This is a genomic window from Nonomuraea corallina (assembly GCF_027620315.1).
Taxonomy (GTDB): domain Bacteria; phylum Actinomycetota; class Actinomycetes; order Streptosporangiales; family Streptosporangiaceae; genus Nonomuraea; species Nonomuraea corallina.
On sequence record NZ_JAPNNL010000113.1, the window covers coordinates 1 to 24,056 of the forward strand.

Sequence of the window (24,056 nt, forward strand, 5' to 3'; positions counted from 1 at the left end):
GCCACCCGGTCCAGTGGGAGCGTCAGCCCGCTGCCTTGACGCCCGCCTCGACGAACTTCGCCCAGGCCTCGTCGTACGCCACCGCGCCCTGGTCCATGCCCTCCAGCACCTTCTCGACCGAGGTCTTCACCTGGGCGTGCTTCTCACCCATGAAGACCGGCTGCAGGTCCTTGACCGAGGCCGAGAAGATCTCGCCCGTCGGCACGTCGTTGAAGTACTCGTTCTTGAGCCCGGCGACCTCGGGGTCCTGCTGGGCCGTCAGGGAGCTCGGGAAGGCGCCGGCCTCCTTGAAGGCCGCGATGTGGCCTTCCTTGCCCGTCAGGTAGTTGAGCACCTGGGCGGCTTCCTTCGGGTGCTTGGTCTGCTTGGGGATGGCCAGCCAGGAGCCGCCCCAGTTGCCCGTGCCGCCCGGCACCGTCGCGACGTCCCAGTTGCCCTTGTTCCCCTCGCCGGCCGCGCCGGAGATCACGCCGAGCATCCACGACGGGCAGCCCATGGTGGCGAAGTCGCCGCCCTTGATGGCCTTGTTCCACGGCGGCGTGAACGCCTGCAGCTTGGCCGTCAGGCCCTGCTGGCTGAACTTCTGCACCCAGTCGAAGGCGGTCTTGACGGCCGGGTTCGACTCGACCACGAGCGTGTTGTTCTTGTCGAAGTAGGAGATGTTGCCGTTCTTCGGCGCCTCCTGCGAAAGGATCACGTTGTAGATGGTGTTCGGGCCGTCCATCCACTTCGCGCCGGTGTCGGCGGCGGTGAACTTCTTGCCCGCCTCAAGGTAGGCGTCCCAGGTCGGCCAGAGCTTGCCGACCTCCTCGCGGTCGGTGGGCAGGCCCGCCTTCTCGAACAGGTCCTTGCGGTAACACATGGTCATGCCGCCGATGTCGGTGCCCAGGGCGAACAGCTTGCCGTCGGCGTTGATGCCCGTCTCCCACTTCGCCGCGGGGAAGTCGGCCTTGCGGTCCTGCAGGCCGTGCTCGCCGAGGTCGGTGAAGAACTGCGGACGGGCGGCCAACAGGCCCATCGCGCCCTCGTCGATGCCGACGATGTCGCCGGCGCCGCTGCCGGCCTGGAGGCGCTGGAGCAGCTGCGGCAGATAGACGTCTTCGAACCTGTCGGTCAGGTTCGAGTACTTGACCTGGATGTTCGGGTTCTCGGCGTTCCACTTCTTCACGGCTTCGTCGTAGCCGAAGTTCTCGCCGCCGCCGAAGGTGTGCACGTTGATGGTGACGGGCTCGGCCGGCGCGCTCGCACCGGCCGAGGGGGCCGGCGTCTCTCCGCCACCACAGGCGGCGGTCACCGCGGCGAGCGCGGTGACCAGGACACCGGTTACTGCAAAGCGCTTGTGGTTCGTCATACCGTACCCCTCTTGGGTGTGGATCTTGGGAGGTGCATCGCGACAATCCCGCGATAGGAAGTCCTTGGGAGCGCTCCCACAAAGAGTGCCCGGAGTGCGTCCAGGCGTCAACGTCCTGAAACTCAACCGTTACCTCTGGGGCATTTCGTGACCGTTGAAGTGTCTGTAAGGGGATGTATCGCCCAAAGGACCACTTGGGAGCGCTCCCATCTCACCCGCACCGTTTCTCCCGCACACCGGCACAAACGCGCTCACCTGTAGGGGAGAACCGGCCGGTCGTGGCTCATCCGCAGGAGGCCGCGCGCCGTTCCATGACGGCGCGTTCGCGGCCGTTGCGGGTCAGCGCCGCCGCGCGTTCGAACTCGGTGCGGGCCTCGCCGCGCCGGCCCAGCTTGAACAGCAGGTCGCCGCGGACGCCCGGCAGCAGGTGGTAGCGCCGCAGGGCCGGCTCGGCGGCGAGCTGGTCGACCAGTTCCAGGCCGACCTCCGGGCCGTACGCCATGGAGAGGGCCACCGCGCGGTTGAGCTCGACCACCGGCGAGCCCGACAGGGCAGCGAGCCGCGCGTACAGGTCGGCGATGCGCTCCCAGTCGGTCTCCGCCGCGGTGAGCGCGCGGGCGTGGCAGGCCGCGATCGCGGCCTGCAGCGTGTACGGGCCCGAGCCGTCACCCAGCTCCTCGGCCCGCTTCAGGGCGGCCAGGCCGCGGTGGATGAGCAGCCGGTCCCACCGGGCGCGGTTCTGCTCCAGCAGCAGGATCGGCTCCCCGGACGGGTCCACCCGGGCCGCGGCGCGGGACGCCTGGATCTCCATGAGCGCCACCAGGCCGAACACCTCGGGCTCCTGCGGCATCAGCCCGGTCAGCACCCGCCCCAGGCGCAGCGCTTCCTCGCAGAGCGCCGGCCGCATCCAGTCGTCGCCGGCGGTGGCCGAGTAGCCCTCGTTGAAGATCAGATAGATGACCTCCAGCACAGGCGGGAGGCGTTCGGCCAGCTCGGCGCCGGCCGGGACCTCGAACGGCACCCGCCGCGCGGCCAGGGTCCGCTTGGCGCGCACGATCCGCTGCGCCACCGTCGGCTCGGGCGTCAGGAACGCCCGCGCGATCTCGTCGGTGGACAGCCCGCCCAGCACCCGCAGGGTCAGCGCCACCCGCGCCTCGGTGGACAGCACCGGATGGCACGCGGTGAACACCAGCCGCAGCAGGTCGTCCTCGATCTCCTCGACGCCGGGCGGCTCCTGCTCGTCCTCCAGGCTCCGGCCGAGCTCGGCGAGCTTGCGCGCGTAGCGCTCCTGGCGGCGGATCAGGTCGACGGCCCGGCGCTTGGCCACGGTCATCAGCCAGGCGCCCGGCTTGCGCGGCACGCCCTCGCGCGGCCACTGCTCCAGCGCCGCGACGAGGGCGTCCTGCGCCAGCTCCTCCGCCAGGCCGACGTCGCGCACCAGCCCGGCCAGCCCGGCGATCAGCCGTGCCGCCTCGATGCGCCAGACGGCCTCGACGGCCCGGTTCGTCTCCACAGCGGTCACGGGGCCCATGCAAACAGTCCGCTCGGAGGGCCGCAACCCGGGTGCCGAGCCACGCTGGGGGGTGCTGCGCGGTGGTCAGGCGTCCGGGCCCGGGTTCTCCAGGGACTCGCGCACCGCCGACTCGCGCCGGGCGGTCTCCGGGCTGAGGGAGGTCTCCGGCATGTCGGCTATGTCGAAGACCTGCCAGAGCTCCAGGCCCACGCCCTCCCCGCCCTCGGGGACGGGGACGCGCAGGGCCCACTCCACGGCCTCCTCGCGGGACTTCACCTGGATCAGCCAGAAGCCGGCGATGATCTCCTTGGTCTCGGCGAAGGGCCCGTCGACGACCTTGGGCTTGCCGGGGCCGTAGACGATGCGGGCGGCGCGGGAGCTGGGGTGGAGCCCTTCGGCGGCCAGGAGGACGCCGGCCCTGACCAGCGACTCGTTGTAGGCCGTCATGTCGTCGACGAGCTGCGGGCTCGGCATGGCGCCCGCCTCGGTCTCGGCGCTGCCCTTACCGATGATCATGAATTTCATGGGGTGTGCTCCTTGGCGTCCCGGGTCTCGTCAACGCGTCGAACGAGCGGCGCCCGCCTCGACACCCCAGGGATTCTTCCCGAGAACTCAGGTGGCGTACTCGGGGTAGCCGTAGCCGACCACCTGGGACTTGGGGCGGATCCGCTCCTCGACCACGCCGTTGCCGGTGTTGCCCTCGATCGTGGAGATCGTCCCGTTGCCGTTGTCCTTCACCACGAATCCGACGTGCTGGATCGACCCGATGCTCTTGCTGCCGTTCCAGGCGAAGAAGACCACGGCGCCCGGCCTGGCCTCGGTGCCCCAGCGCTTGTTGGCCGTGAACCATCGGGCATGGGTCACCGTGTAGGCGTCCCAGCCGATCTGGGGGCGGGCGCCGATCTGCTCGCCGACCCAGGAGACGAACATGGCGCACCAGGGGGCGTTCAGGTAGCCGGCGCGGTTGCCGCCGTCGCGGGCGATGGTCTCCAGGGCGCGCTGCGAGCCGGCGTACCACTCCTGGAACTTGGTGCCGCCGCCCCTGGAGTTCTCCCGGACCCCGATCTGGGACCTGGCCAGGGCGAGCACCTGTGCGGCGGTGACGTTGATCTGGTCGGTCTTGGTGGGCCTCGCCTGAGAAGAGGCGTTCAGGCCGGTGCTGGTCTGGCCGGTACTGGTCTGGCCGGTACTGGTCTGGCCGGTGCCGGCCTGACTGGTGCTGGTGTGCCCGGGGCCGGTCTGGGCCGTCAGCCGGACGTTCTGGTCGGGTCCCGGGTCGGCGTGGGCGGGGAGGGGGGAGCCGACGGCGCAGGCGACCAGGGCGGTCGCCGCGACGGTGAGGATGTGCTTCGACTTGGGGACACGGGGGAGACGATGTCTGACCATCGAAGGGATACAACTCCTTGCTTCCATGCCGCTTACCGGGTTAGCTGACGGGTTCGGGCGTGGAAGCTGCCCTACGGCGCGGGAGGCGCCGATTCACCCCGAGGGACGTGGGTCCCCGGCTCCGCGCAGGGCGGATTCAGCGGTCGCAGGGCTGTCCTGCGATACGAGACGTTCAAGGCAGCGAATCGGACAAACGGGACGTATGCCTTGAACGGGGCAACAAGGTAATACATCCGGCAAGAGATTGACAAGGGGGCAAAGCCAAAGTCAGGAGATCTGGCTCCGCGCGTCGGCCAGCATCCGCATCATGGCGAGGCTGTCGTCCAGGGGCATGATCGCGCTCTCGGCGCGGCCCTGGGCCAGGCAGTCCCGCACCTCGCGCAGCTCGCCCGCGTACCCGTTGTCCGCCGGATCGTCCAGCACGTGCTCCTCCGGCTCCATCCCCGGCCCGCTGAGCACGACCCGGCGCGGAGCCCAGAACGGGGCGTCGAGGTCGGCCCGCATCCCGGTGCCGACGACGGAGGCGTCGTTGGCGTAGGCGGCGACCAGCGAGCACTCCACCAGGGCCCGCCTGCCGCCCGGATAGCGCATCAGCCCGCCCGCCTCGGCGTCGACGCCACTGGCCGCCGCCGAGCCGGTGAAGTGCGTGCTCTCGGGCTGCCCGAGGAAGTGCTGGGCCAGCCCCATCGGGTAGATGCCCAGGTCGAGCAGGGCGCCGCCGCCCAGCTCCGGCGCCCACAGCCGGTGCGCGGGATCGTACGGGAGCGCGAAGCCGAACGAGGCCCGCACCGAGCGGATCTCGCCGAAGCGCTCGTCGCGGGCGAGCATCCGGATCAACGGGTCGAACCGCATCCACAGGGCCTCCATCAGGAAGACCCCGGCCTCGCGGGCCAGCCGGACCATCCGCTCGGCGTCGGCCACGGTGGCGGCGAGCGGCTTCTCGCACAGCACGGCCTTGCCCGCCGCGATGGCGGCCTCGGCCACCTCCAGGTGGAGGGCGTGCGGGGTGGCGACGTAGACGGCGTCCACCGCCGGATCGGCGCACAGTTCGGCGTAGGAGCCGTGGGCCGTCCCGGCGCCCAGCGTCGCCGCCAGCGCCTCGGCCCTGCCCAGGTCGCGGGAGCCGACCGCGGCCACGCGCATCCCCGGCTCCGCGGCGATGACGGCGCCCACGGTCCTGGCGATGCCGCCGGTGGCGGCGATTCCCCACGCTAAGTCGCGCACCCGGAAGATCGTACAGATTCATCCCAGGAAGCGATATGTGTGCTGATCAGTCCATCGTGGCGGGATCCCAGCCGAGGCGGCGGTGGGCGTTCATCGCCCCGATCGCGGCCATGTCCTCCTGGTCCAGGATGAAGTCGAACACGTCGATGTTCTCCCTGATCCGCGACGGGGTCGCCGACTTCGGGATCACCACGTTGCCGAGCTGGACGTGCCAGCGCAGCACGATCTGGGCGGGCGTGCGGGCGTGCTTGTCGGCCAGCACCGCCAGCGCCGGCTCGTCCAGCAGCCCGCGCCCCGCGCCGAGCGGGCTCCACGCCTCGGTGAGGATGCCGTTCCTGTCGTGGAACTCGCGCATCTCCCGCTGCTGGAGGTACGGGTGCAGCTCGATCTGGTTGAGGCAGGGCACGATGTCGGTGTCGTCCATGAGCTTGGTGAGCATGCCGGCCGTGAAGTTGGACACGCCGATGGACCTGGCCCGGCCGTCCCGGTAGAGCTTCTCCAGGCCGCGCCAGGCCAGGACGGACTGGTCGTGGCTGGGCGCGGGCCAGTGGATCAGGTAGAGGTCCACGTAATCCAGGCCCAGCCTGGTCAGGCTCTCGTCGAAGGCCTGCTCCACCCGGTCGTGGTCGCCGCCCATCAGCTTGGTGGCGACGAAGAGCCTCTCCCGGGGGATGCCCGAGGCGCGCACGGCCCGGCCGACGCCCTCCTCGTTGCGGTAGAGCGTGGCCGTGTCGATGTGGCGGTAGCCGGCCTCGATCGCGGTCAGCACGACCCGTTCGGCCTCGTCGTCCGGCACCTGCCAGACGCCCAGGCCGAGCTGCGGGATCTCGACGCCGTCTCGATAAAGCCGTAGCGAGTTCATGCCTCTGATTGTTCACCTCTCCTTCCGCCCGGTTCCGTCGTCCGCGCCGCCTTGAACCGGTCGTGAACCGGCCATCACCTGGCCGGGAGACGGGGGTCACTCGGGCGGCGCCTCCGGCAGGCGCAGCACGAAGCGGGCGCCGGTGGGGCAGTCCTCGACCCGGATCCGCCCGCCGTGCGCCTCCGCGACGTCGCGGGCGATCGCCAGGCCCAGCCCGGTGCCGCCCGCGTCCCGGCTGCGGGCCGCGTCCAGCCGGGTGAACCGCTCGAAGATGCGCTTGCGGTCGGCCACGGCGATCTGCGCGCCGTCGTTCTCCACCGCCAGCACGGCCTGGCCGTCCTCGCTCGACACCTCGACCGTCACCTGGCTCTCGGCGTGCCGCTGGGCGTTGTCCAGCAGGTTGGCCAGCAGCCTGGCCAGCTGGAGCTGGACCCCGTCGACGACCACGCCCTCGGTGAGCTCGGTCCGCACCGGGATGCGGTCCTTACGGGTGGCGAGCTCCTGGCGGACCAGGCCGGCCAGGTCCACCCGCTCCCTGGCCGCGTCCACGTCGGAGCCGATCCTGGCCAGCAGCAGGAGGTCGGTGATGATGGCCTCCAGCCGGTCGGTGTCGCGCAGCGCCGACTCCACCAGCGCCGGCACCTCGGTCTCGTCCGGGTAGAGCCGGGCGCTCTCCAGTTGGGTGCGCAGCCCGGCGATCGGCGTGCGCAGCTCGTGCGAGGCGTCGGCGGCGAACTGGCGCTGCTGCGCCCCCGAGCGCTCCAGACGGGCCAGGGTGCCGTTGACGGAGCGGGCGAGCTGGGCCACCTCGTCGTCGCCGGGCGGCTGCGTCACCCGTTTGCTGACGTCACGGGCGGTGATGTCGTCCAGCTCCCGCCGCATCCGCGCCACCGGGCGCAGGGCCGAGCCGGTGACCGCCCAGGTCGCCCAGGCGGTGAGCGCGAGGATCGCGGCAAGCTGCGCGGCGGCGTTGACCTCCATGCTCCGGTCGGCGAGCAGCGCGGGGGTGGGCCGCCCCGCGTAGACGATCGGCGCCCCGGCCGCGGGACCGGCCCGCGTCGCGCTGAGGTACAGGCACATGGTGGGCAGGCAGTCGGTGACGTCGACGGGCTCCCCGCCGGTCGGCGGCCGCACGTCGCTCAGCCGCGGCAGGCTCCTGGCCGCGTCGCTCGTGGCCAGGATCCGCCCGTCGCCGGAGACCAGCTGGATCAGGTCCACCTCGGGGTCGAGCATGGGCAGCGTGCTGCCGGGCCCCAGCTCGCCGGAGCGCACCTGGGCGGCGATGCGGCCGGCGGTCTCCCCGGTGGCCTCCCACGTCGACTCCGCGACGAGGTGGCGGCTGACGAGCACGACCGCGATCGCCACGGGGGTGAGCACGAGAGCGGCGACGACCGTGGCGATGATGGTGACGCGTCCTCGCAGGGAGCGGGCCCACAGGCGCACTCATCGACGCTACCCACCGCATCGTCGCCGGACCGCCGCGCTCGGGGAAAGAAAGGTCCATGCTCCCGGCAGGCGGCGGGCGCGTGACGGGAGCCGCGCGCGGAGAGAAAATCGGGCGAGCATCCCCGGCGGTCGCCGGGGCCCGCAAACTTGCCGCAAGTTTCACACCGCGATCGTGCTGCGCCGGGACCGTTCCCGGACGCTGATGGATGAGGATCGGGTAACGCTCCCTTGCAAGATCTTCCAAATCTTGCAGAGAACGGCTAACGTCCCGGAAACAAAGCCGTAAAAGCGGTCTAATAACGATCTTTCTGGAGGTCTCGTGAGCAAGCGAGTCCTGGGTGTGGCTGCTCTGGCGACACTGGCCTTAACCGCCTGCGCCGGCTCCGACCCCGCAACCCCCTCCGCAACGCCCGCCGCGGCCCCCAGCGGATCCGCCTCCGCCGCCCCCGCGTCCGGCAAGCTCGTCATCTGGGCCGACCCCAACCGGGTCAAGGCGCTCAAGCCCTTCGCCGACCAGTTCGGCACCGAGAACGGCGTGACCGTCGAGGTGAAGGAGATCAGCAAGGACAACCAGCAGACCTTCCTCACCGCCTCCCAGCAGGGCAGCGGCCCCGACGTCATGGTGGGCGCGCACGACTGGATCGGCAACCTGGTGCAGAACGGCGCCATCGAGCCGGTCAACCTGACCGAGGCGCAGAAGGCGGCGTTCTCCGACATCGCGATCAAGGCCGTCACGTTCGACGGACAGATCTACGGCGCCCCGTACGCGGTCGAGAACATCGCGCTCATCCGCAACACCGACCTGGCCCCCGACGCGCCCGCCACCGTCGAGGACCTGGTGGCGACCGGCAAGAAGCTCAAGGACGACGGCAAGGTGCAGGAGGTCCTCTGCCTGCCGGTCGGCCAGAAGGGCGACGCCTTCCACGTCTACCCGCTCTTCGCCGCCGGCGGCGGCAAGCTGTTCGGCGACACCCCGACCGGCGACCCCGACCCCAAGCAGGTGCTGGTCGGCTCCGAAGGCTCGGTCAAGGCCTTCGGCAAGCTGCGCGACCTGGGCGAGAAGGGCGACGGCGCGCTCAAGACGTCGATCACCACCGAGAACTACATCCCCAGCTTCGTCGGCAAGAAGTGCGCCTACCTCATCTCCGGGCCGTGGGCGATGGCCGACGTCAAGAAGGGCGGCTTCGGCTACGACATCACGCCCGTCCCGACGTTCGAGGGCGGCGATCCGGCCACCCCGTTCGTCGGCGTCCAGTCGTTCTTCGTCGCCGCCAAGGGCCAGAACAAGACGCTCGCCCAGGAGTTCGTCACCAACTACGTGACCAGCAAGGACGTCGCCAAGGCCCTGTACGAGGCCGACCCCAGGCCGCCGGCACTGACCGCCGCGCTCGACGAGGTCAAGGCGGGCGACGCCGACGCGGGCAAGTTCATGGACGCCGGCAAGGAGGGCATGCCGATGCCCGCCATCCCCGAGATGCAGGCCGTGTGGGAGCCGTTCGGCATCGCCGAGGCCGCCACGGTCAAGGGCGGCGACCCGGACCAGGCGGCCTCCGCCGCGCAGAAGACCATCGACGGCTCGCTCAAGAACTGACCCATGGCGCTCGACGTGCGCGAGACCGGGGAGACGTCGCAGGCTCCGCGGCCCCGCCGCCACATCACCACGGCCTTCGTGGTGAGCAGGATCGCGGTGCTCGCCGTCACCGCCGCGATCCTGCTCTACGCCGCGCCGCCGCTGATCGCCACCCGGTCCTGGCTCGGGCTGGGCGTGCTGCTCGGCGCCACCGCCGCCATCGCCTGCCTCTACCTGACCCGGCGCTTCGTCCCGGCCAAGTACCTCATCCCCGGCACCGTCTTCCTCCTGGCCTTCCAGGTGTTCCCGGTGCTCTACACGGTGACCACCGCCTTCACCAACTTCGGCGACGGCCACCGCGGCGACAAGGCCGCGGCGATCACCGCCATCGAGCGCGGCTCCGTACGGCAGGCTCCCGGCTCGCCCGAGTACCGGCTCACCGCCGCGCTGCGCGGCGACGAGCTGGTCTTCCTCCTGGTCGACCCGGCCACCAAGCAGGTCCGGCTGGGCGACGACGGCGGGCTGTCGCCGCTGCCCGGCGCCGAGGTCGGCGTCAGCGGCCGGGTGCTGCGCGCGCCCGGCGTCACCGTGCTGACCGCGCCGCAGGCCGCCGCCCGCGGCGCGCAGATCGCCGCGCTGACCGTGCCGACCGACGGCGGGGCGATCAAGGCCAACGGGCTCAGCCGCGCCGTCGAGGGCAAGGCCGCGCTCGTCCACGACGCCGCCTGCGACTGCGTGCGGGGCGAGGGCGGGCCGTACCAGGCCGACGAGTCGCAGGGCTACTTCGTCAACGCCGCCGGTGAACGCCTGGCCCAGGGCTGGCAGGTCAACGTCGGCCTCGACAACTTCGCCCGGGTGCTGACCAACCCCACCATCTCCGGCTACTTCCTCGGCGTGTTCGGCTGGAACGCGGTCTTCGCGCTCGCCTCCGTCGCGGGCACGTTCGCGCTCGGCATGGCCGTCGCGCTGGCCCTGCACCATCCGCGCATGCGCGGCACCAAGGCCTACCGGATCGTGCTCATCCTGCCGTACGCGATGCCGTCGTTCGCGATGCTGCTGGTCTGGCGTGACCTGTTCAACCGCGACTTCGGGCTGGTCAACCAACTGCTCGGGCTGAACGTGGACTGGCTCGGCGAGCCGCTCACCGCCCGGTTCGCCGTCATCCTGGTCAACCTGTGGCTCGGCTTCCCGTACATGTTCCTGGTGACGACCGGAGCGCTGCAGGCCATCCCGCGCGAGCTGACCGAGGCCGCCGCCATCGACGGGGCCACCCCGTGGAAGGCGTTCCGCCGGGTGACGCTGCCGCTGCTGCTGGTGGCGCTGACGCCGCTGCTCATCTCGTCGTTCGCGTTCAACTTCAACAACTTCAACGCCATCCAGCTCACCACCGAAGGCGGGCCGTTCCCGGCGGAGAACCCGCAGGTGGGGGCCACCGACCTGCTCATCACCTACACGTTCAGGCTGGCCTTCGGCACCGGCGGGGCCCAGTTCGGGTTCGCCGCCGCCATCACGGTGTTCATCTTCGCCATCGTGGCGATCGTCTCGGCCGTGGCGTTCCGCCGTACCCGCAAGCAGGAGGAGGTGTACGCGTGAGGCTCGCGCTGAGACACGCGTTCGTGCTCGCCGTGTGCGCGTTCGCGATCTTCCCGATCCTGTTCGTCGTGTCCGCGGCGCTCAACCCGCTGGGCACCCTCGCCTCCACCGACCTGCTGCCGACCGGCGCCAGCCCGGCCAACTTCGGCGAGCTGCTGACCTCGGACGTCTACCCGTTCGGCCGATGGTTCTTCAACTCGGTGTTCATCGCGCTGCTGTCGTCGTTCGCCGGCCTGCTGCTGTCGATGTTCGCCGCCTACGCCTTCAGCCGCATGCGCTTCGCCGGGCGCCGGGTCGGGCTGCTGGCGCTGCTGCTGGTCCAGATGTTCCCGCAGTTCCTCGCCATCGTGACGATCTTCATCATCTTCACCAGGGTGACCCAGCTGTACCCGGCGTTCGGCTTCGACACCGTGTGGGGGCTCATGCTGCTCTACCTGGGCGGCGCGCTCGGCGTGAACACCTGGCTGATGAAGGGCTTCCTGGACACCGTGCCGAAGGAACTGGACGAGGCCGCCACCGTGGACGGCGCCACCCACGCGCAGATCTTCTGGAAGATCATCATGCCGCTGGTGACGCCGATCCTCGCGGTGACCGCGCTGCTGATGTTCATCACCACGATGAGCGAGTTCCTCATGGCCAACGTGTTCCTGCGCGACCCGGAGAGCAAGACGCTCGCCGTGGGCATGTACGGGATGATCGCCGGCGACCGGCGCAACGACAACTTCGGCATGTTCGCCGCCGCCACGCTGCTCACCGCGATCCCGACCGTCAGCGTGTTCCTCTGGCTGCAGAAGTACATCGTCTCCGGCCTGACCTCCGGAGCCGTCAAGGGGTGAATCCGTGCGCTTCCTGGATCGGCCGCACCACGACGGCTCCGCCCTGTACGTCTCCACACCCGCCCCCGAGCCCGGCAGGCCGGTGACCCTCTGGCTGCGCGCCCCGCGCGCAGCCGGCGTCACCGGCGTGCACGTGCGCGCCGTACACGACGGCGAGCCGCGCTACGCCCGCGCCGCGCCCGACCCCGAGCGGACCGGCCGGCCCGTCGCCGGGTACGGACGATCCGACGCCTGGTGGCGGGCCGAGGTCACGCCCGTCAACCTCGTCACCCGCTACCGCTTCCTCCTGGAGACCACCGGCGGCCAGGCGTGGCTCACCGCCGCCGGCCTGTTCGCGCACGACCTGCCGGACTCCGGGGACTTCCGCCTGGTGTGCCACGACCCCCCGCCGGACTGGATGGCCGACTCGATCGTCTACCAGATCTTTCCCGACCGGTTCGCCCGATCAGGCCCCATGCCGGACCTCCCGCCCTGGGCGCTGCCCCGCGACTGGGACCGGGACCCGGTCATCCCCAGCGGGCCCGGCGCCGCCCGCCAGTTCTACGGCGGCGACCTGGACGGCGTCGTGCGCCACCTCGACCACGTCGAGAGCCTCGGCGCCGACACCGTCTACCTCACACCGGTCTTCCCGGCCCGCTCCAACCACCGCTACGACGCCGCCTCCTTCGAGCACGCCGACCCGCTGCTCGGCGGCGACGCCGCCCTGCGCCGGCTGTCCGACGCCCTGCACGCCCGCCGCATGCGGCTGATCGGCGACCTCACCGCCAACCACACCGGCGACGCCCACCCGTGGTTCACCGCCGCCGTCTCCGACGCCGCCGCCCCCGAGCGGGACATGTACCTCTTCGACCCCGTCACCGGTGACTACGCGGCCTGGTGGGGCGTCAAGACGCTGCCCAAGCTCAACTGGGGCAGCCCGCTCGTCCGCGCCCGCCTGCCCGAGGTGATCACCCGCTGGACCGGGACGTTCGACGGCTGGCGGGTGGACGTGGCCAACATGACCGGCCGGTCCGGCCTCGACGACCACAACCACGAGGCCGCCGCCCTGCTGCGCCGCGCCCTGCCGCCCGACGCGGCGTTCGTCGCCGAGCACAACCACGACGCCTCGGGCGACCTGGACCGCGACGGCTGGCACGGCACCATGAACTACGCCGGCTTCACCCGCCCCGTCTGGGCCTGGCTGCGCGGGGACGACCTCGGCCTGGACCACTTCCTCGGCGTGCCCGGCGCCGTCCCGCGCCGCGACGGCCTGGCCACCCTCGCCACGCTGCGCTCCTTCGCCTCCCACCTGTCATGGCGTTCGCTCGTGCACTCCTGGCAGCCGCTCGACTCGCACGACACCCCGAGGATCCGCACCGTCACCGGCTCGCGCGAGCGCCACCTGGTCGCGCTCGGCCTGCAGGCCACCCTGCCCGGCACGCCGATGGTGTTCGCGGGCAGCGAGTTCGGGCTCACCGGCGTCAACGGCGAGCACTCCCGCACCCCGATGCCGTGGCACCGCCCCGCCGACCGGGACCCGGCCACCCTCGCCGCCCACCGTGAGCTGCTCGGCCTGCGCCGCCGCGAGCCCGCCCTGCGCCGCGGCGGGCTGCGCTGGCTGCACGCCGACGCCGACTGCCTCGTCTTCGCGCGGGAGACGTACGAGGAGACCCTGCTGGTGTGCGCGCGGCGCGCCCCGGGCGTCACGCCGGCGCCGCCCGCCGGGGCCGAGCCCGTCCACGGCGATCCCCCGGATCATCCCCCGAATCCTCCGAATCCCTCGAATCCTCCGAATCGGCTGAAAGGTGCTGAACCGTCGCTGACTGTGTGGCGGCTCGTCAACTGACCACGCTACGGTTGGTGCCCTTCCGCCATAAGTTGACACAGTTAGTGGTGCGCCCCGATGAGGTTACTCTCCGTGGCCGTTCTGGCCTCGCTCCTGCCCGCCCTGTCCCTGCCCGCCCAGGCGTCCACATCAGCCGGCACCACCTACTACGTGGACTCCAGGGCGGGGGACGATGCGGCGGACGGCACCAGCGCCGACCGGGCCTGGCGGTCGCTCGACGCGGTCAACGCCGCCGAGCTCGGACCGGGGGACACCGTCGCCGTCAAACGCGGCAGCAGCTTCACCGGCTCCCTCACGCTGAGCGCCAGCGGCACCGCCCGCTCGCCCATCACCGTCAAGACCTACGGCAAGGGTGCCCGGCCCAGGATCAGCGGCCGCGACGCCAACTGCGTCGTCGTCAGCGGCAGCCACTGGCGCATCAGCGGGCTGCGCGCCTCCAACTGCCTGTGGTCCGGGTTCGAGATCAAGGGCGACTCCAACGTGCTGTCCGGGGTGAGCGCCGACCGCAACGTGGCCGGCGTCAGCGTCACCCCCACCGGCGCCCGCAACACCATCAAGGACAGCACGTTCGCCGACAACGACCGGATGAGCGTCAACGACAAGGGCGGCGACAACGACTCCGGCGCCTTCGGCATCCTGCTCAACGGCGACGACAACCTCGTCACCGGCAACACCATCACCGGCAGCCACGCCAAGAGCCACGACTACGGCGTCGACGGCGCCGCCATCGAGGTGTTCGGCGGCAACCGCAACCGGATCACCCACAACCGCAGCCACAACAACAACACCTTCAGCGAGCTCGGCGCCAAGAAGGGCGACACCGCCACCGGCAACCTGTACGCCTTCAACGTCGTCACCTCCTCGCTCAAGACCGGCTCGTTCCTGGTCACCCGCGGCCCCCGGCACATCGTCGGCCCGGTCAAGGGCACCACCGCCGTGCACAACTCCGTCTACATGCCGGCCCGCCACACCATCGGCTGGTCCTGCCACGACGGCTGTTCCCCGGCCATACTCAAGCTGCGCAACAACGTGATCGCGGTGGGCGGCACGGCCGGCTACGCGGACGGCAAGGGCGCCGACGAGGCGGCCAGCGTCTACAGGGCGCGCAAGGCCGAGTTCAGGCTGGGCTCCGGGTCCGTCATGAGCGACCCGCGCTTCGTCTCGCGCTCCAACCTGCGCCTGGCGCCCTCGTCGCCGGCCCGCGGCCGCGCGGTCCGCCTGGGCGTCTCCTGGTTCGGCGGCGCCGCGCTGGCCAAGGACTTCACCGGCAAGCCGCTGCCGTCCTCCACCCGCCACGCGGGGGCCTACCAGTAGCGCTCAGCCGATGACGCTCAGCCGATGCCGTACCGGCCGGACATCCAGCCGTAGACCTGGCGGGCGGCGGGCTCGTCGCCGCCCAGCAGGGAGATGAGCCTGCCGGTGCGGCGGGTCAGCACGCAGGCGAAGCTCTCGGCGAACAGCTCCGAGGCGTCCTGCCGGTACGGGGACTCCAGCCGCGGCCGGCGCAGCGTGTGCAGGAACGTCCACCAGCGGTCGGCCGACGGCCGGCCGTCGGAGTGGTCGATGGCGTGGCCCAGCTCGTGGCCGCACACGTTCACCGAGGGCGACGGCACGCTGCCGACCGCGATGCGGCGCAGCACCGGGTCGTAGACGCCCGCGCTACGCTCCCACGTGCCCTCCTGCTGCGGCAGCGGGATGGCGCGCAGCTTCTCGAAGGCCGGCAGGTCGGGAACGGAGCCGGGACCCACCACCAGGCCGCCGTCGAGATGGTCGGCCAGGCGGGCGCCCAGCGCCCGGGGCACCGCCGCGAGGGTCATGACGGCCACGAGGGACTCGGGCGGGGGCAGCGTCCCCGGCTCCCACATCCGCGTCAGCCTGTGCTCCAGCACGCCGACATGCAGCCACCCAGGCCATCCTCTGCTGCCCCTCACCGCACCGCGCTCTCTGCGACGTTCTCCGGCCACACCCGTCGTGGCTCGACGAGATCAATGATTACCTATTCCCGACCCCGCGGTGGTGTCGATCCGGGCGCATTTCGGCCGACGCCCCGGCGAAACCGCAGCCAGAGGACGCCCCCCGGCACGCCGGCCGGGGGGAGCGGCGGCCCGGTGGAACGCGTGCGTGTCCGCCGGCGACCCGGACGGTAACGGCCGGATGCTGCGGAGATGCGCCTGATCCGCCCCGGTTGGCGAAAAGCGCGGGGAGCTTTGCCCGTCTGTTGGCGGTATAGGCGGATTGAAGCCTGCATGCTGGGATTAAGCGCAGCATGCGTGACATATCCGTGGAACCTGCCGGAAACCTTCCCACGGCACTGTGAAGGCCACGGGAAAGGGGAGGGGTAATGCTGCTGCGACTGAGGGTGTCGCTGGCTGACCGGCCGGGAGGGCTCGGTCAGGTCGCCAAGGTGCTGGGCATGCTGGGCGCCGACATCCTCCAGGTCACGGTGCTCGAACGGGAGATGGGCCGGGCCGTGGACGACTTCACCGTCTCCTGGCCGGGGGCCGCGGACCTGGACGAGGTGCGCGACCGCTTCTCCGCCCTGCCGGGCGTCCGCGTGGAGGGCGTCTGGCCGACCCGCGAGGTCCCCGGCTCCGCCCCCGATTACGACCTGCTCATGCACGTCGCCAGCGAGCCGTCGCGCGGCCTGGCCACGCTGGTGGACGCCCTTCCCGGGCTGTGCGGCGCGGAATGGTCGGTGGCCTACGCCGACGGCGCCGTGCTGCACAGCTCCATCGCCGCCCCCGAGCTGGTCGACCTGCCCGAGCCGCCGCTGCGCGCCGCCACGGTGGACGGCGAGAAGGTCCGGCTCATGCTGCTGCCGATGACGGCGCACCAGCTGCACCTGCTCGTCGCCCGGGCCGAGGGGCCCTGCTTCCACCGCGCCGAGCTGGAGCGCGCCGTGCGGATCGTGGACGTCGTCTCCGCCCTGGCCGCGCGCGCCTGACCGGGCCGCCCCCAGCGCTGGAGCCGTCTTCCAGGCTCGCCGTGCGGGTGGGCGCGGTGTGCCGGTGAAGCTCGCGGGATCGTTTTCGATCACGGAGGATTACTCCGTCCGATCAGGGTAGGTTTGGGCGGGTGTCCGCTCCGATCTCTCAGCCACGTCTGGCCTGGCTTGACGCGCTACGGGGCATCGGGGCGTCGGCCGTGGTGGCCGAGCACATGATCCCCTGGTTCATCCCCTCCGCCCGCCCCACCTGGTTCAGTCTCGGGGTGTACGGGATCTTCGTCTTCTTCCTGGTCAGCGGCTACATCATCCCGGCGTCGCTGGAGCGGCACGGCGACGTGCGCGCGTTCTGGCTCAGCCGCCTGTTCCGCCTCTACCCGCTCTTCCTCGTCGTCGGCCTGGTGGTGCTGGCGCTGCACTGGTGGGTGCCGGTCCGCCCGGCCGTCGCACGCGACTGGGCCGCCGTCGCCGGGCACGCCACCATGCTGCTCGACGTCGTGGACGTGGCCGGGATCGTCGACACCATGTGGACGCTCTCGTACGAGATGGTGTTCTACCTGCTGGTCACCGCGCTGTTCCTGGCACGGCTGCACGAGCGCAGCGGGTTGCTGGCGATGCTGTTCGCGTCCGGGTCGGTGGTGACCGGGGTGCTGCTGACCCGGGCCGTCATCAGCGGCCCGTGGGTCGCCTACGTGTCGTGCGCGCTGTTCGCCGCCGGGCTCGTCTGCCTGATCACCGGGCGGTTCCGCAGGACGGCGGCGGTCGTGCTCGGCGTGATGGCGCTGGCGCTGCTGGTGCTGGGCAGCCGGGTGCCGTGGGTGGGCGTGGCGGTGGTCGCGCTGATGTTCGCCGGCACCGCGATCTACCGCTGGGAGCGGGGCACGGGCCGGGCCTGGCCGGTGCTGGTCACGGTGGTGATAGTCGCCTGCGTGCCGTTCTGGGCGATCACGGCGGGCTGGTGGTGGGTGCAGCCGAGCGTGTGGATCGCCACGATCGCGCTCACGGCGGCCACGTTCGCGGCGGGCATGGCGCTGCGCGACCGGCGGGTGCCCCGGGTGCTCGCCTGGCTGGGGCTGGTGAGCTACTCGCTCTACCTGGTGCACCACCCGGTGCTCAAGTACTTCACCCGGATCTCCGGCGACCTGCGCGCCGAGCCGCTGCCCTACCAGCTCGTCATGACGGCGCTGGTGCTGGCGGTCGTGGTCGGGCTGAGCGCGCTCACGTACCGCTTCGTGGAGCGGCCTATGCAGGAGCTGGGGCGCCGGATCGCCCGCTCGCGACCCAGTTCTCCAGCGCCGGGGCCAGCGCGGGGTGCCGAAGCAGCGTCCGCCGGACGATAGGGTCCTCCGCCAGGAGGAACGCCAGGTGGCGCACCGCGTGCGCGGCGACGTGATCCACCTCCACCCGCTCCGGCGCGGGCCGCGCCGGAGCGGCGCCCCGGGCGGGCTCCAGCCGGGGCAGCGTGACGGCGGGCAGCCACGGCTCCGGGTCGGGGCACACGGCGTAGGTGAGCACGATCTCGCCGTCCGGCAGATGGCGCCAGCTCGTGGAGTGGACCACGGTGAGCTGGTCGCCGGCGGAGACCCCGCAGGAGCGGCGCGCGGCCTCGTCCGGGCTCTCGCCGGGCTCCGGGCGCACCTCGGCACGCCGGTAGGCCCACGATCCGTCGGCGCTCGCCCGTAGCATGAGCGTCTCGACCCGGACCACGTGTCTTCCTGTCACCACAGCAAGCTTACTGCCACTCGTACGCAACAGCGTGCATGCTGCATGAGTGTCGCGAACGGTGAGGTTCCAGGCCGAGGGCGGAAGGAAGGAGGGGAGGGCCCATGTCCGAGACACCCGGACTGCTCGTCCTGATGGGATCAGGGGAGACCAGCCCGACCATGGTGGAGGTGCACCGCTCGGCCGCCCGCCGGCTGCCGCCGGGCGCCCGGTGCATTCTGCTCGACACGCCGTACGCGTTCCAGGAGAACGCGGCCGACATCTCCGCCCGCGCCCGCCGCTACTTCTCCCGCAGCGTCGGCCTCGACGTCGAGGTGGCGCCGGACGCCGAGGCCCGCGTCGCGGGCGCCGACTGGGTGTTCTCCGGGCCCGGCAGCCCCACCTACGCGCTCGACCGCTGGGCCCGCTCCGGCGTGGCCGGCGACCTGCGCGCCCGGGTGCGGGCCAGGACCGGCGTGACCGTCCTCGCCTCCGCCGCCGCCTGCACGGCCGGGACCGCGACGGTGCCGGTGTACGAGATCTACAAGGTGGGCGCCGACCCCCACTGGCGCGAGGGCGTCGACCTGCTGGAGCCGCTCGGGCTGCGCGCCGTGGTGATCCCCCACTTCGACAACGCCGAGGGCGGCACCCACGACACGCGTTATTGCTACCTGGGGGAGCGGCGGCTGTCGCGGATGGAGCGCGAGCTGCCGCCGGGCGCCGCGGTGCTGGGCGTCGACGAGCACACCGCGCTCGTCGTCGACCTGATGACGGAGAGCGTCGAGGTCGCCGGGCGCGGCGGCGTGACGGTCCGGCTGCCCGGCTCGGCCACGGTCCTGCCCGCGGGCACCCGCACCGGCCTGGCCGAGCTGCGCCGCCTGGCCGAAGGCGGCCCCGCGGGCGCGCCGCCCCCGCCTCCGCCTTCGCGGGCCGCGCCGGTCCAGGTGACGCTGGAGGAGACCATCCACGCCGGCGAGCGCGCCTTCGCCGAGGCGGTGGCCGTGCCCGACCTGGCGGCGGCGGCCCGCGCGGTGCTGCAACTGGAGGCCGAGATCATGTCCTGGGCGGCCGACACCGAGGAGGACTCGGGCGGCGTCGAGCAGGCCAGGGAGCTGATGCGGCTGCTGATCGCCCGGCTCGGCGAGCAGGCGGCCACGGCGGGCGTCCACGCCGTCATGGAGCCGCTGCTCGCGCTCCGCGCCGAGCTGCGCGCCCAGGGCCGCTACGAGGTCGCCGACGCGCTGCGCCGGGCGCTGCTGCAGGGCGGCGTGCAGGTGGAGGACACCCCCGACGGCCCCCGCTGGTCGATCACACCCCCGCCAGGCCGGTGACCCACCCGCAGGGGGAGCCCTGGCGGGAAAGTGGCGGCGAAGGGCCTAACGGCGGGGCTTGTCGATGCGGGCGCCGTCCGGGGTGAAGATCATCAGCCTGCTCATGTCGATGCCCACCTTGGCCGCGTCGCCCGTGCGCCACACCGGCCGGTTGCCCAGCCGGACCGTCAGATCGGCACGGCGGTGCAGGCCGTTGCTGGAGTTCTGGTCGGCCTGCTCCAGGTCCTGCGGCTCCTGCCGCTGCGGGAACATGCGGCGCACCAGCGCGCCGAGTCCGCCCCCCGAGGCGCCATGGCCCCTGCGGACCTCGCGCGGGTCCGGCGGCTCGGGCACCGGCACGGCCGGCACCCCGCACTCGATGTAGGCCATCCACTCGTGGCCGTGGTACTCCAGCGTGCGCACCCGCCCGTAGAAGGCCGGGCCGTCGTACGACTCCGGCACCGGGGCCAGCCCGTCCGGGCGCATGCCGATCAACACCTGCCCGCCGGTGTGCTGCGAGATCGCGTACGCCCGCGGATCGCTCCACGGGATGGACAGCCGGTGCGGGCCGAAGTCCAGCATCACGTACTGGTTCTGCGGCGTGTGCACGTCGGCCGCCAGCAGGTTGAGCTGCTGCGAGTTGAGGAACGCCGCCACGAAGGCGGTGGCTGGATCGTTGTAAATCTGAGCCGGAGTGCCGAAGTCCTGCAGGACGCCGCGGTTGAGGATGGCGATCCGGTCGGCCAGGGTGAGCGCCTCCACCTGGTCGTGCGTCACGTAGATCGTGGTGATGCCGAGCGACCTGACCAGCGCGGAGATCTCCATGCGCAGTTCGGTGCGCATGCCGGCGTCCAGGTTGGACAGCGGCTCGTCCATGAGGAAGAGCCTCGGCTGGCGGACGATGGCGCGGCCCATGGCCACCCGCTGCCGCTGGCCGCCGGAGAGCGTGCCGGGCCGGCGGTCCAGGGTCTCGTCGATGTGCAGGGCCTTGGACAGCTCCCTGACGCGCTCGCGGACGAGCTGCGGGTCCGCCTTGGCGATCTCCAGCGGGAAGGCGATGTTGCCGCGTACGGTCCGGTGCGGGTACAGGGCGCCGTTCTGGAACACCATGGCCACGTCGCGGTCGCGCGGAGGAACCTGGTTGGCGAGCTCGCCGTCGAGCCAGAGCTCGCCTTCGGTGATATCCTCCAGCCCGGCGATCATGCGGAGCAGCGTGGACTTCCCGCAGCCTGAAGGGCCGAGGAGGACGAGAAACTCGCCGTCCTCAGCCTTAAGACTCAGCTTGTCGACCGCCAGGTGGTCACCTGGATACACCTTGGTCACTTTGTCGAGAATGACTGAGCTCATGGGCCCACACACCTTGCGCGCGTGTCACCAGTGACGGGGACGGATTGATGAGGTAGTACATCGCGCCTTAACGCCACATGTCCACCCTTGACATAAAAGTTCCAGCAGGCAGCGTTTTCGGGCGGGGTTTTTGGTGGCTTGTGCCGCCTTATTTCCGGAATGTGACCCTTGTAAGGACTTGCGCAAGCTTGCGGCAAAGCCTTTCAATGGTCGAGACTTTCCGGGGGTGACCTATGACGTGGTGGAGAGACGCCGCGATCTACCAGGTGTACGTGCGCAGCTTCGCCGACGGCAACGGCGACGGGATCGGCGACCTGATAGGCGTCCGCGATCGGCTGCCCTACCTCGCCGGGCTCGGCGTGGACGCGATCTGGCTGACGCCGTTCTACCCGTCGCCGATGGCCGACTTCGGGTACGACGTCGCCGACTACCGTGACGTCGACCCGCTCTTCGGCACACTCGGCGACGCCAAGGCGCTGATCGACGAGGCGCACGGGCTCGGCCTGCGCGTGATCGTGGACATCGTGCCCAACCACACCTCCGACCGGCACCCCTGGTTCCAGGAGGCGCTGCGCGGCGTGAACCGCGACCGCTACATCTTCCGCGACCGGCCCAACGACTGGGAGTCGATCTTCGGCGGACCGGCCTGGACCAGGACCGCCGACGGGCAGTGGTACCTCCACCTGTTCGACCCCGGCCAGCCCGACCTCAACTGGGAGCACCCCGAGGTGCGGGCCGAGTTCGAGTCGATCCTGCGCTTCTGGCTCGACCTGGGCGTCGACGGCTTCCGGATCGACGTCGCGCACGGCATGGTCAAGCCGGCCGGCCTGCCCGACATCGGCCACTCCGGGCAGACCCGGCTCATCGGCAACGACGTGGTGCCGTACTTCGACAACGACGGCGTACACGAGATCCACCGGTCATGGCGGCGCGTCCTCGACTCGTACCCGGGGGAGCGGATCGGCGTGGCCGAGGCCTGGGCGCCCACCCCCGAACGGCTGGCCCTCTACGTCCGGCCCGACGAGCTCCACCAGGCGTTCAACTTCGCCTACCTGTTCGCCCCGTGGGAGGCGGAGGCGCTGCGCGAGGTGATCGACACCTCGCTGGCCACCGCCGGCTCGGTCGGCGCGCCCACCACGTGGGTGCTGTCGAACCACGACGTCAAGCGGCACGTCACCCGCTACGGCAGCCTGGCCAGGGCCCGCGCCGCCGCCCTGCTCACCCTCGCGCTGCCCGGCTCCGCCTACATCTACCAGGGCGACGAACTGGGTCTGCCCGAGGTGCTCGACCTGCCGGAAGAAGTGCTGCGCGACCCGCAGCGGCTGCGCGACCCCGACAGCGGCCGCGACGGCTGCCGGGTGCCGCTGCCCTGGACCCGCGACCTCGGCTGGACCGACCCGTGGCTGCCCATCCCCGCCGCGTGGTCCCGGCTCAGCGTGCAGGCCCAGCAGGGCGTCCCCGGCTCCACCCTGGAGCTCTACCGCGAGGCGCTCCGGCTGCGCCGCTCGTTCACCGGCGACCTGGTCTGGCACGACTCCCCGGAAGGGACGCTCGTCCTGTCGCGGGGCGACCTGCTGTGCACGGTCAACCTGACCGGGGCGCCGGTCCGCTTCGACGTCGACGGCGACCTGCTGCTGGCCTCGGACGCGCCCGGCTCGCCCGATTCGACCGCCTGGTGGAAAGTAAAGTACTCGCCATGAACGGCTCCGCCCGCCTTGCCGACATCGCCGCCCAGGCTGGGGTGAGCGAGGCCACGGTCAGCCGCGTGCTCAACGGCAAGCCGGGCGTCTCCGCGACCACCCGCCAGGCGGTGATGACCGCCCTCGACCTCATGGGGTACGAACGCCCGACGCGGCTGCGCCGGCGCAGCAACGGCCTCATCGGGCTGGTCACCCCCGAGCTGGACAACCCGATCTTCCCCGCGTTCGCGCAGGCCATCGAGAAGGCGCTCACCCAGCACGGCTACACGCCCGTGCTCTGCACCCAGCTGCCCGGCGGCGCTCCCGAGGACGAGTTCACCGAGCAACTGGTCGACCGGGGGGTGAACGGCATCGTGTTCGTCTCCGGCCTGCACGCCGACACCACCGCCCGGATGGACCGCTACACCCGGCTCATCGACCGGGGCCTGCCCATCGTGCTGGTCGACGGCTACAGCGAGCACATCGAGGCCCCGTTCATCTCCGCCGACGACCGCATGGCCGCCCGCCTGGGCGTGCAGCACCTGGCCGACCTCGGCCACGAGCGCATCGGGCTGGCGCTCGGGCCGCGCCGGTTCGTCCCCGTCATCCGCAAGATCGAGGGCTATCGGCAGGCCATGAGCAGCCTGCTCGGCGCAGGCGACGTGGACGACCTCATCACCCACTCGCTGTTCTCCGTCGAGGGCGGCCAGGCCGCGGCCTCGCAGCTGCTCGACCGCGGCTGCACCGGCATCGTCTGCGCCAGCGACCTGATGGCGCTGGGCGCGATCCGCGCCTGCCGCCAGCGCGGGCTCGCCGTGCCCGGAGAGGTGTCGGTGGTCGGGTTCGACGACTCGCCGCTCATCGCCTTCACCGACCCGCCGCTGACCACCGTCCGCAAGCCGATCGGGCCGATGGCCACCGCCGCCGTGCAGACGCTCCTGGAGGAGATCGGCGGCACGCCCGCCAGGCACGTCGAGCTCATCTTCCAGCCCGAGCTGGTGGTCCGCGGCTCCACCGGTTCCGGTCCGCTGGTCAGCAGGTAAGCCGGCGCCTCGGCTGCCTCTGCGGGGGCTCAGGTCCTCGGCTGCCCCGTGGGGCTCAGGCCGGAGGCGTCCCGGGTGCTCCGGCCCGTTCGGCGCTGACCGTGAGGGTCAGCTTGCCCTGCACCGGGGTGCCCGCCTCGTCGTCCGGCAACCTGTTGATCCGCCACAGCAGAGCGGCGACCAGCAGCGCGAGCAGCATCAGCAGGACCACGCCGGCGACCAGGCAGCCGGTGAACACGCTCCGGCCCGGCTTGGCGGGCCGCGTGCGCGGCGGCAGCGGGCCCTGCCCGGTCAGGTGCGGATGCGGCGGCCGTCCGGCCGCGCGGGGACGCGGGAAGCGGCCGGACGTCTCGGCGGGCGGCATCGGCCCGGACGCCCGAGGCCGTCGTACGCCGCCGGAGGTCTCGGCGGGCGGCGTCTGGTGGG

Annotated in this window: 20 protein-coding genes, 1 pseudogene and 1 riboswitch; of the genes and pseudogenes, 10 read left to right on the forward strand and 11 right to left on the reverse strand. The window is 71.6% G+C overall.

Going from position 1 to position 24,056, the window contains the following annotated elements:
* Positions 1 to 22: 22 nt before the first annotated feature.
* The 7 genes from OUY22_RS24430 to OUY22_RS24460 all read right to left on the reverse strand — a co-directional run bounded on the left by OUY22_RS24430 (position 23) and on the right by OUY22_RS24460 (position 7,779).
* Complete coding sequence (locus OUY22_RS24430; protein WP_270157471.1) at positions 23 to 1,351, reverse strand: ABC transporter substrate-binding protein; 1,329 nt, start codon at positions 1,349 to 1,351, stop codon at positions 23 to 25.
* 283 nt (positions 1,352 to 1,634) lie between these two features.
* On the reverse strand, positions 1,635 to 2,882 hold the full coding sequence (locus OUY22_RS24435) for an RNA polymerase sigma factor (RefSeq protein WP_270157472.1): 1,248 nt from the start codon (positions 2,880 to 2,882) through the stop codon (positions 1,635 to 1,637).
* Between the two features lie 66 nt (positions 2,883 to 2,948).
* On the reverse strand, positions 2,949 to 3,389 hold the full coding sequence (locus OUY22_RS24440) for a YciI family protein (RefSeq protein ID WP_270157473.1): 441 nt from the start codon (positions 3,387 to 3,389) through the stop codon (positions 2,949 to 2,951).
* Between the two features lie 87 nt (positions 3,390 to 3,476).
* On the reverse strand, positions 3,477 to 4,250 hold the full coding sequence (locus tag OUY22_RS24445) for a CHAP domain-containing protein (RefSeq protein WP_270157474.1): 774 nt from the start codon (positions 4,248 to 4,250) through the stop codon (positions 3,477 to 3,479).
* A gap of 14 nt (positions 4,251 to 4,264) precedes the next feature.
* Positions 4,265 to 4,402, reverse strand: a riboswitch (cyclic di-AMP (ydaO/yuaA leader).
* Positions 4,403 to 4,517: 115 nt separating this feature from the next.
* Complete coding sequence (locus OUY22_RS24450; protein WP_270157475.1) at positions 4,518 to 5,474, reverse strand: Gfo/Idh/MocA family protein; 957 nt, start codon at positions 5,472 to 5,474, stop codon at positions 4,518 to 4,520.
* 46 nt (positions 5,475 to 5,520) lie between these two features.
* A complete protein-coding gene (locus OUY22_RS24455) occupies positions 5,521 to 6,336 on the reverse strand; it encodes an aldo/keto reductase (protein WP_270157476.1) in 816 nt (271 codons plus the stop codon).
* Positions 6,337 to 6,432: 96 nt separating this feature from the next.
* Entirely contained in the window at positions 6,433 to 7,779 is a 1,347-nt protein-coding gene (locus OUY22_RS24460) for a sensor histidine kinase (RefSeq protein WP_270157477.1), read from the reverse strand.
* Positions 7,780 to 8,101: 322 nt separating this feature from the next.
* Here OUY22_RS24460 and OUY22_RS24465 point away from each other — a divergent pair, with 322 nt between their 5' ends.
* Genes OUY22_RS24465 through OUY22_RS24485 form a run of 5 tightly spaced genes read left to right on the forward strand, consistent with a single transcriptional unit; the run spans position 8,102 to position 14,920 of the window.
* Positions 8,102 to 9,373, forward strand: a complete 1,272-nt coding sequence (locus OUY22_RS24465) for a sugar ABC transporter substrate-binding protein (protein WP_270157478.1) — start codon at positions 8,102 to 8,104, stop codon at positions 9,371 to 9,373.
* Positions 9,374 to 9,376: 3 nt separating this feature from the next.
* Positions 9,377 to 10,945 carry an ABC transporter permease subunit gene (locus OUY22_RS24470; protein ID WP_270157479.1) on the forward strand — a complete coding sequence of 523 codons (1,569 nt, stop codon included), beginning with the start codon at positions 9,377 to 9,379 and terminating at the stop codon, positions 10,943 to 10,945.
* Positions 10,942 to 11,781 (forward strand): sugar ABC transporter permease, encoded by an 840-nt coding sequence (locus OUY22_RS24475; RefSeq protein WP_270157480.1) that lies wholly within the window; start codon positions 10,942 to 10,944, stop codon positions 11,779 to 11,781. Before OUY22_RS24470 ends, OUY22_RS24475 begins: the two co-directional genes overlap by 4 nt.
* A gap of 4 nt (positions 11,782 to 11,785) precedes the next feature.
* Positions 11,786 to 13,606, forward strand: coding sequence for a glycoside hydrolase family 13 protein (locus tag OUY22_RS24480; RefSeq protein WP_270157481.1), 1,821 nt, complete (start codon positions 11,786 to 11,788; stop codon positions 13,604 to 13,606).
* A 57-nt stretch (positions 13,607 to 13,663) separates the two neighbouring features.
* Positions 13,664 to 14,920 (forward strand): right-handed parallel beta-helix repeat-containing protein, encoded by a 1,257-nt coding sequence (locus OUY22_RS24485; RefSeq protein ID WP_270157482.1) that lies wholly within the window; start codon positions 13,664 to 13,666, stop codon positions 14,918 to 14,920.
* A 17-nt stretch (positions 14,921 to 14,937) separates the two neighbouring features.
* Here the strand turns inward: OUY22_RS24485 and OUY22_RS24490 are convergent, their stop codons facing one another.
* Positions 14,938 to 15,495 (reverse strand): hypothetical protein, encoded by a 558-nt coding sequence (locus tag OUY22_RS24490; protein ID WP_270157483.1) that lies wholly within the window; start codon positions 15,493 to 15,495, stop codon positions 14,938 to 14,940.
* Positions 15,496 to 15,947: 452 nt separating this feature from the next.
* Between OUY22_RS24490 and OUY22_RS24495 the strand changes: the two genes are divergently transcribed.
* Complete coding sequence (locus tag OUY22_RS24495; protein ID WP_270157484.1) at positions 15,948 to 16,550, forward strand: ACT domain-containing protein; 603 nt, start codon at positions 15,948 to 15,950, stop codon at positions 16,548 to 16,550.
* Between the two features lie 131 nt (positions 16,551 to 16,681).
* Complete coding sequence (locus OUY22_RS24500; RefSeq protein WP_270157485.1) at positions 16,682 to 17,890, forward strand: acyltransferase family protein; 1,209 nt, start codon at positions 16,682 to 16,684, stop codon at positions 17,888 to 17,890.
* Here OUY22_RS24500 and OUY22_RS24505 read toward each other — a convergent pair.
* A complete protein-coding gene (locus OUY22_RS24505) occupies positions 17,793 to 18,272 on the reverse strand; it encodes a hypothetical protein (RefSeq protein ID WP_270157486.1) in 480 nt (159 codons plus the stop codon). The two genes, OUY22_RS24500 and OUY22_RS24505, sit on opposite strands and share 98 nt — an antisense overlap.
* Before the next feature lie 104 nt (positions 18,273 to 18,376).
* Between OUY22_RS24505 and OUY22_RS24510 the strand changes: the two genes are divergently transcribed.
* Positions 18,377 to 19,582 (forward strand): hypothetical protein, encoded by a 1,206-nt coding sequence (locus OUY22_RS24510; protein ID WP_270157487.1) that lies wholly within the window; start codon positions 18,377 to 18,379, stop codon positions 19,580 to 19,582.
* Between the two features lie 45 nt (positions 19,583 to 19,627).
* Here OUY22_RS24510 and OUY22_RS24515 read toward each other — a convergent pair whose 3' ends face one another.
* Positions 19,628 to 20,908 carry an ABC transporter ATP-binding protein gene (locus tag OUY22_RS24515; protein ID WP_270157488.1) on the reverse strand — a complete coding sequence of 427 codons (1,281 nt, stop codon included), beginning with the start codon at positions 20,906 to 20,908 and terminating at the stop codon, positions 19,628 to 19,630.
* 233 nt (positions 20,909 to 21,141) lie between these two features.
* On the opposite strand from OUY22_RS24515, the gene OUY22_RS24520 reads away from it, so the two are divergent.
* Positions 21,142 to 22,608 (forward strand): glycoside hydrolase family 13 protein, encoded by a 1,467-nt coding sequence (locus OUY22_RS24520; protein WP_270157489.1) that lies wholly within the window; start codon positions 21,142 to 21,144, stop codon positions 22,606 to 22,608.
* Positions 22,605 to 23,630 carry a LacI family DNA-binding transcriptional regulator gene (locus OUY22_RS24525; RefSeq protein ID WP_270157490.1) on the forward strand — a complete coding sequence of 342 codons (1,026 nt, stop codon included), beginning with the start codon at positions 22,605 to 22,607 and terminating at the stop codon, positions 23,628 to 23,630. Before OUY22_RS24520 ends, OUY22_RS24525 begins: the two co-directional genes overlap by 4 nt.
* A gap of 55 nt (positions 23,631 to 23,685) precedes the next feature.
* Here the strand turns inward: OUY22_RS24525 and OUY22_RS24530 are convergent.
* Positions 23,686 to 24,056: pseudogene (locus tag OUY22_RS24530) on the reverse strand (hypothetical protein); the annotation flags it as partial.

Excerpts from the sequence above, each read along its gene's own strand:
- OUY22_RS24470 (WP_270157479.1), top strand. The coding sequence starts at position 9,377 with ATGGCGCTCGACGTGCGCGAGACCGGGGAGACGTCGCAGGCTCCGCGG.
- OUY22_RS24520 (WP_270157489.1), top strand. The coding sequence starts at position 21,142 with ATGACGTGGTGGAGAGACGCCGCGATCTACCAGGTGTACGTGCGCAGC.
- OUY22_RS24440 (WP_270157473.1), bottom strand. The coding sequence starts at position 3,389 with ATGAAATTCATGATCATCGGTAAGGGCAGCGCCGAGACCGAGGCGGGC.
- OUY22_RS24495 (WP_270157484.1), top strand. The coding sequence starts at position 15,948 with ATGCTGCTGCGACTGAGGGTGTCGCTGGCTGACCGGCCGGGAGGGCTC.
- OUY22_RS24485 (WP_270157482.1), top strand. The coding sequence starts at position 13,664 with ATGAGGTTACTCTCCGTGGCCGTTCTGGCCTCGCTCCTGCCCGCCCTG.
- OUY22_RS24455 (WP_270157476.1), bottom strand. The coding sequence starts at position 6,336 with ATGAACTCGCTACGGCTTTATCGAGACGGCGTCGAGATCCCGCAGCTC.
- OUY22_RS24435 (WP_270157472.1), bottom strand. The coding sequence starts at position 2,882 with ATGGGCCCCGTGACCGCTGTGGAGACGAACCGGGCCGTCGAGGCCGTC.
- OUY22_RS24515 (WP_270157488.1), bottom strand. The coding sequence starts at position 20,908 with ATGAGCTCAGTCATTCTCGACAAAGTGACCAAGGTGTATCCAGGTGAC.
- OUY22_RS24525 (WP_270157490.1), top strand. The coding sequence starts at position 22,605 with ATGAACGGCTCCGCCCGCCTTGCCGACATCGCCGCCCAGGCTGGGGTG.
- OUY22_RS24430 (WP_270157471.1), bottom strand. The coding sequence starts at position 1,351 with ATGACGAACCACAAGCGCTTTGCAGTAACCGGTGTCCTGGTCACCGCG.
- OUY22_RS24445 (WP_270157474.1), bottom strand. The coding sequence starts at position 4,250 with ATGGTCAGACATCGTCTCCCCCGTGTCCCCAAGTCGAAGCACATCCTC.
- OUY22_RS24510 (WP_270157487.1), top strand. The coding sequence starts at position 18,377 with ATGTCCGAGACACCCGGACTGCTCGTCCTGATGGGATCAGGGGAGACC.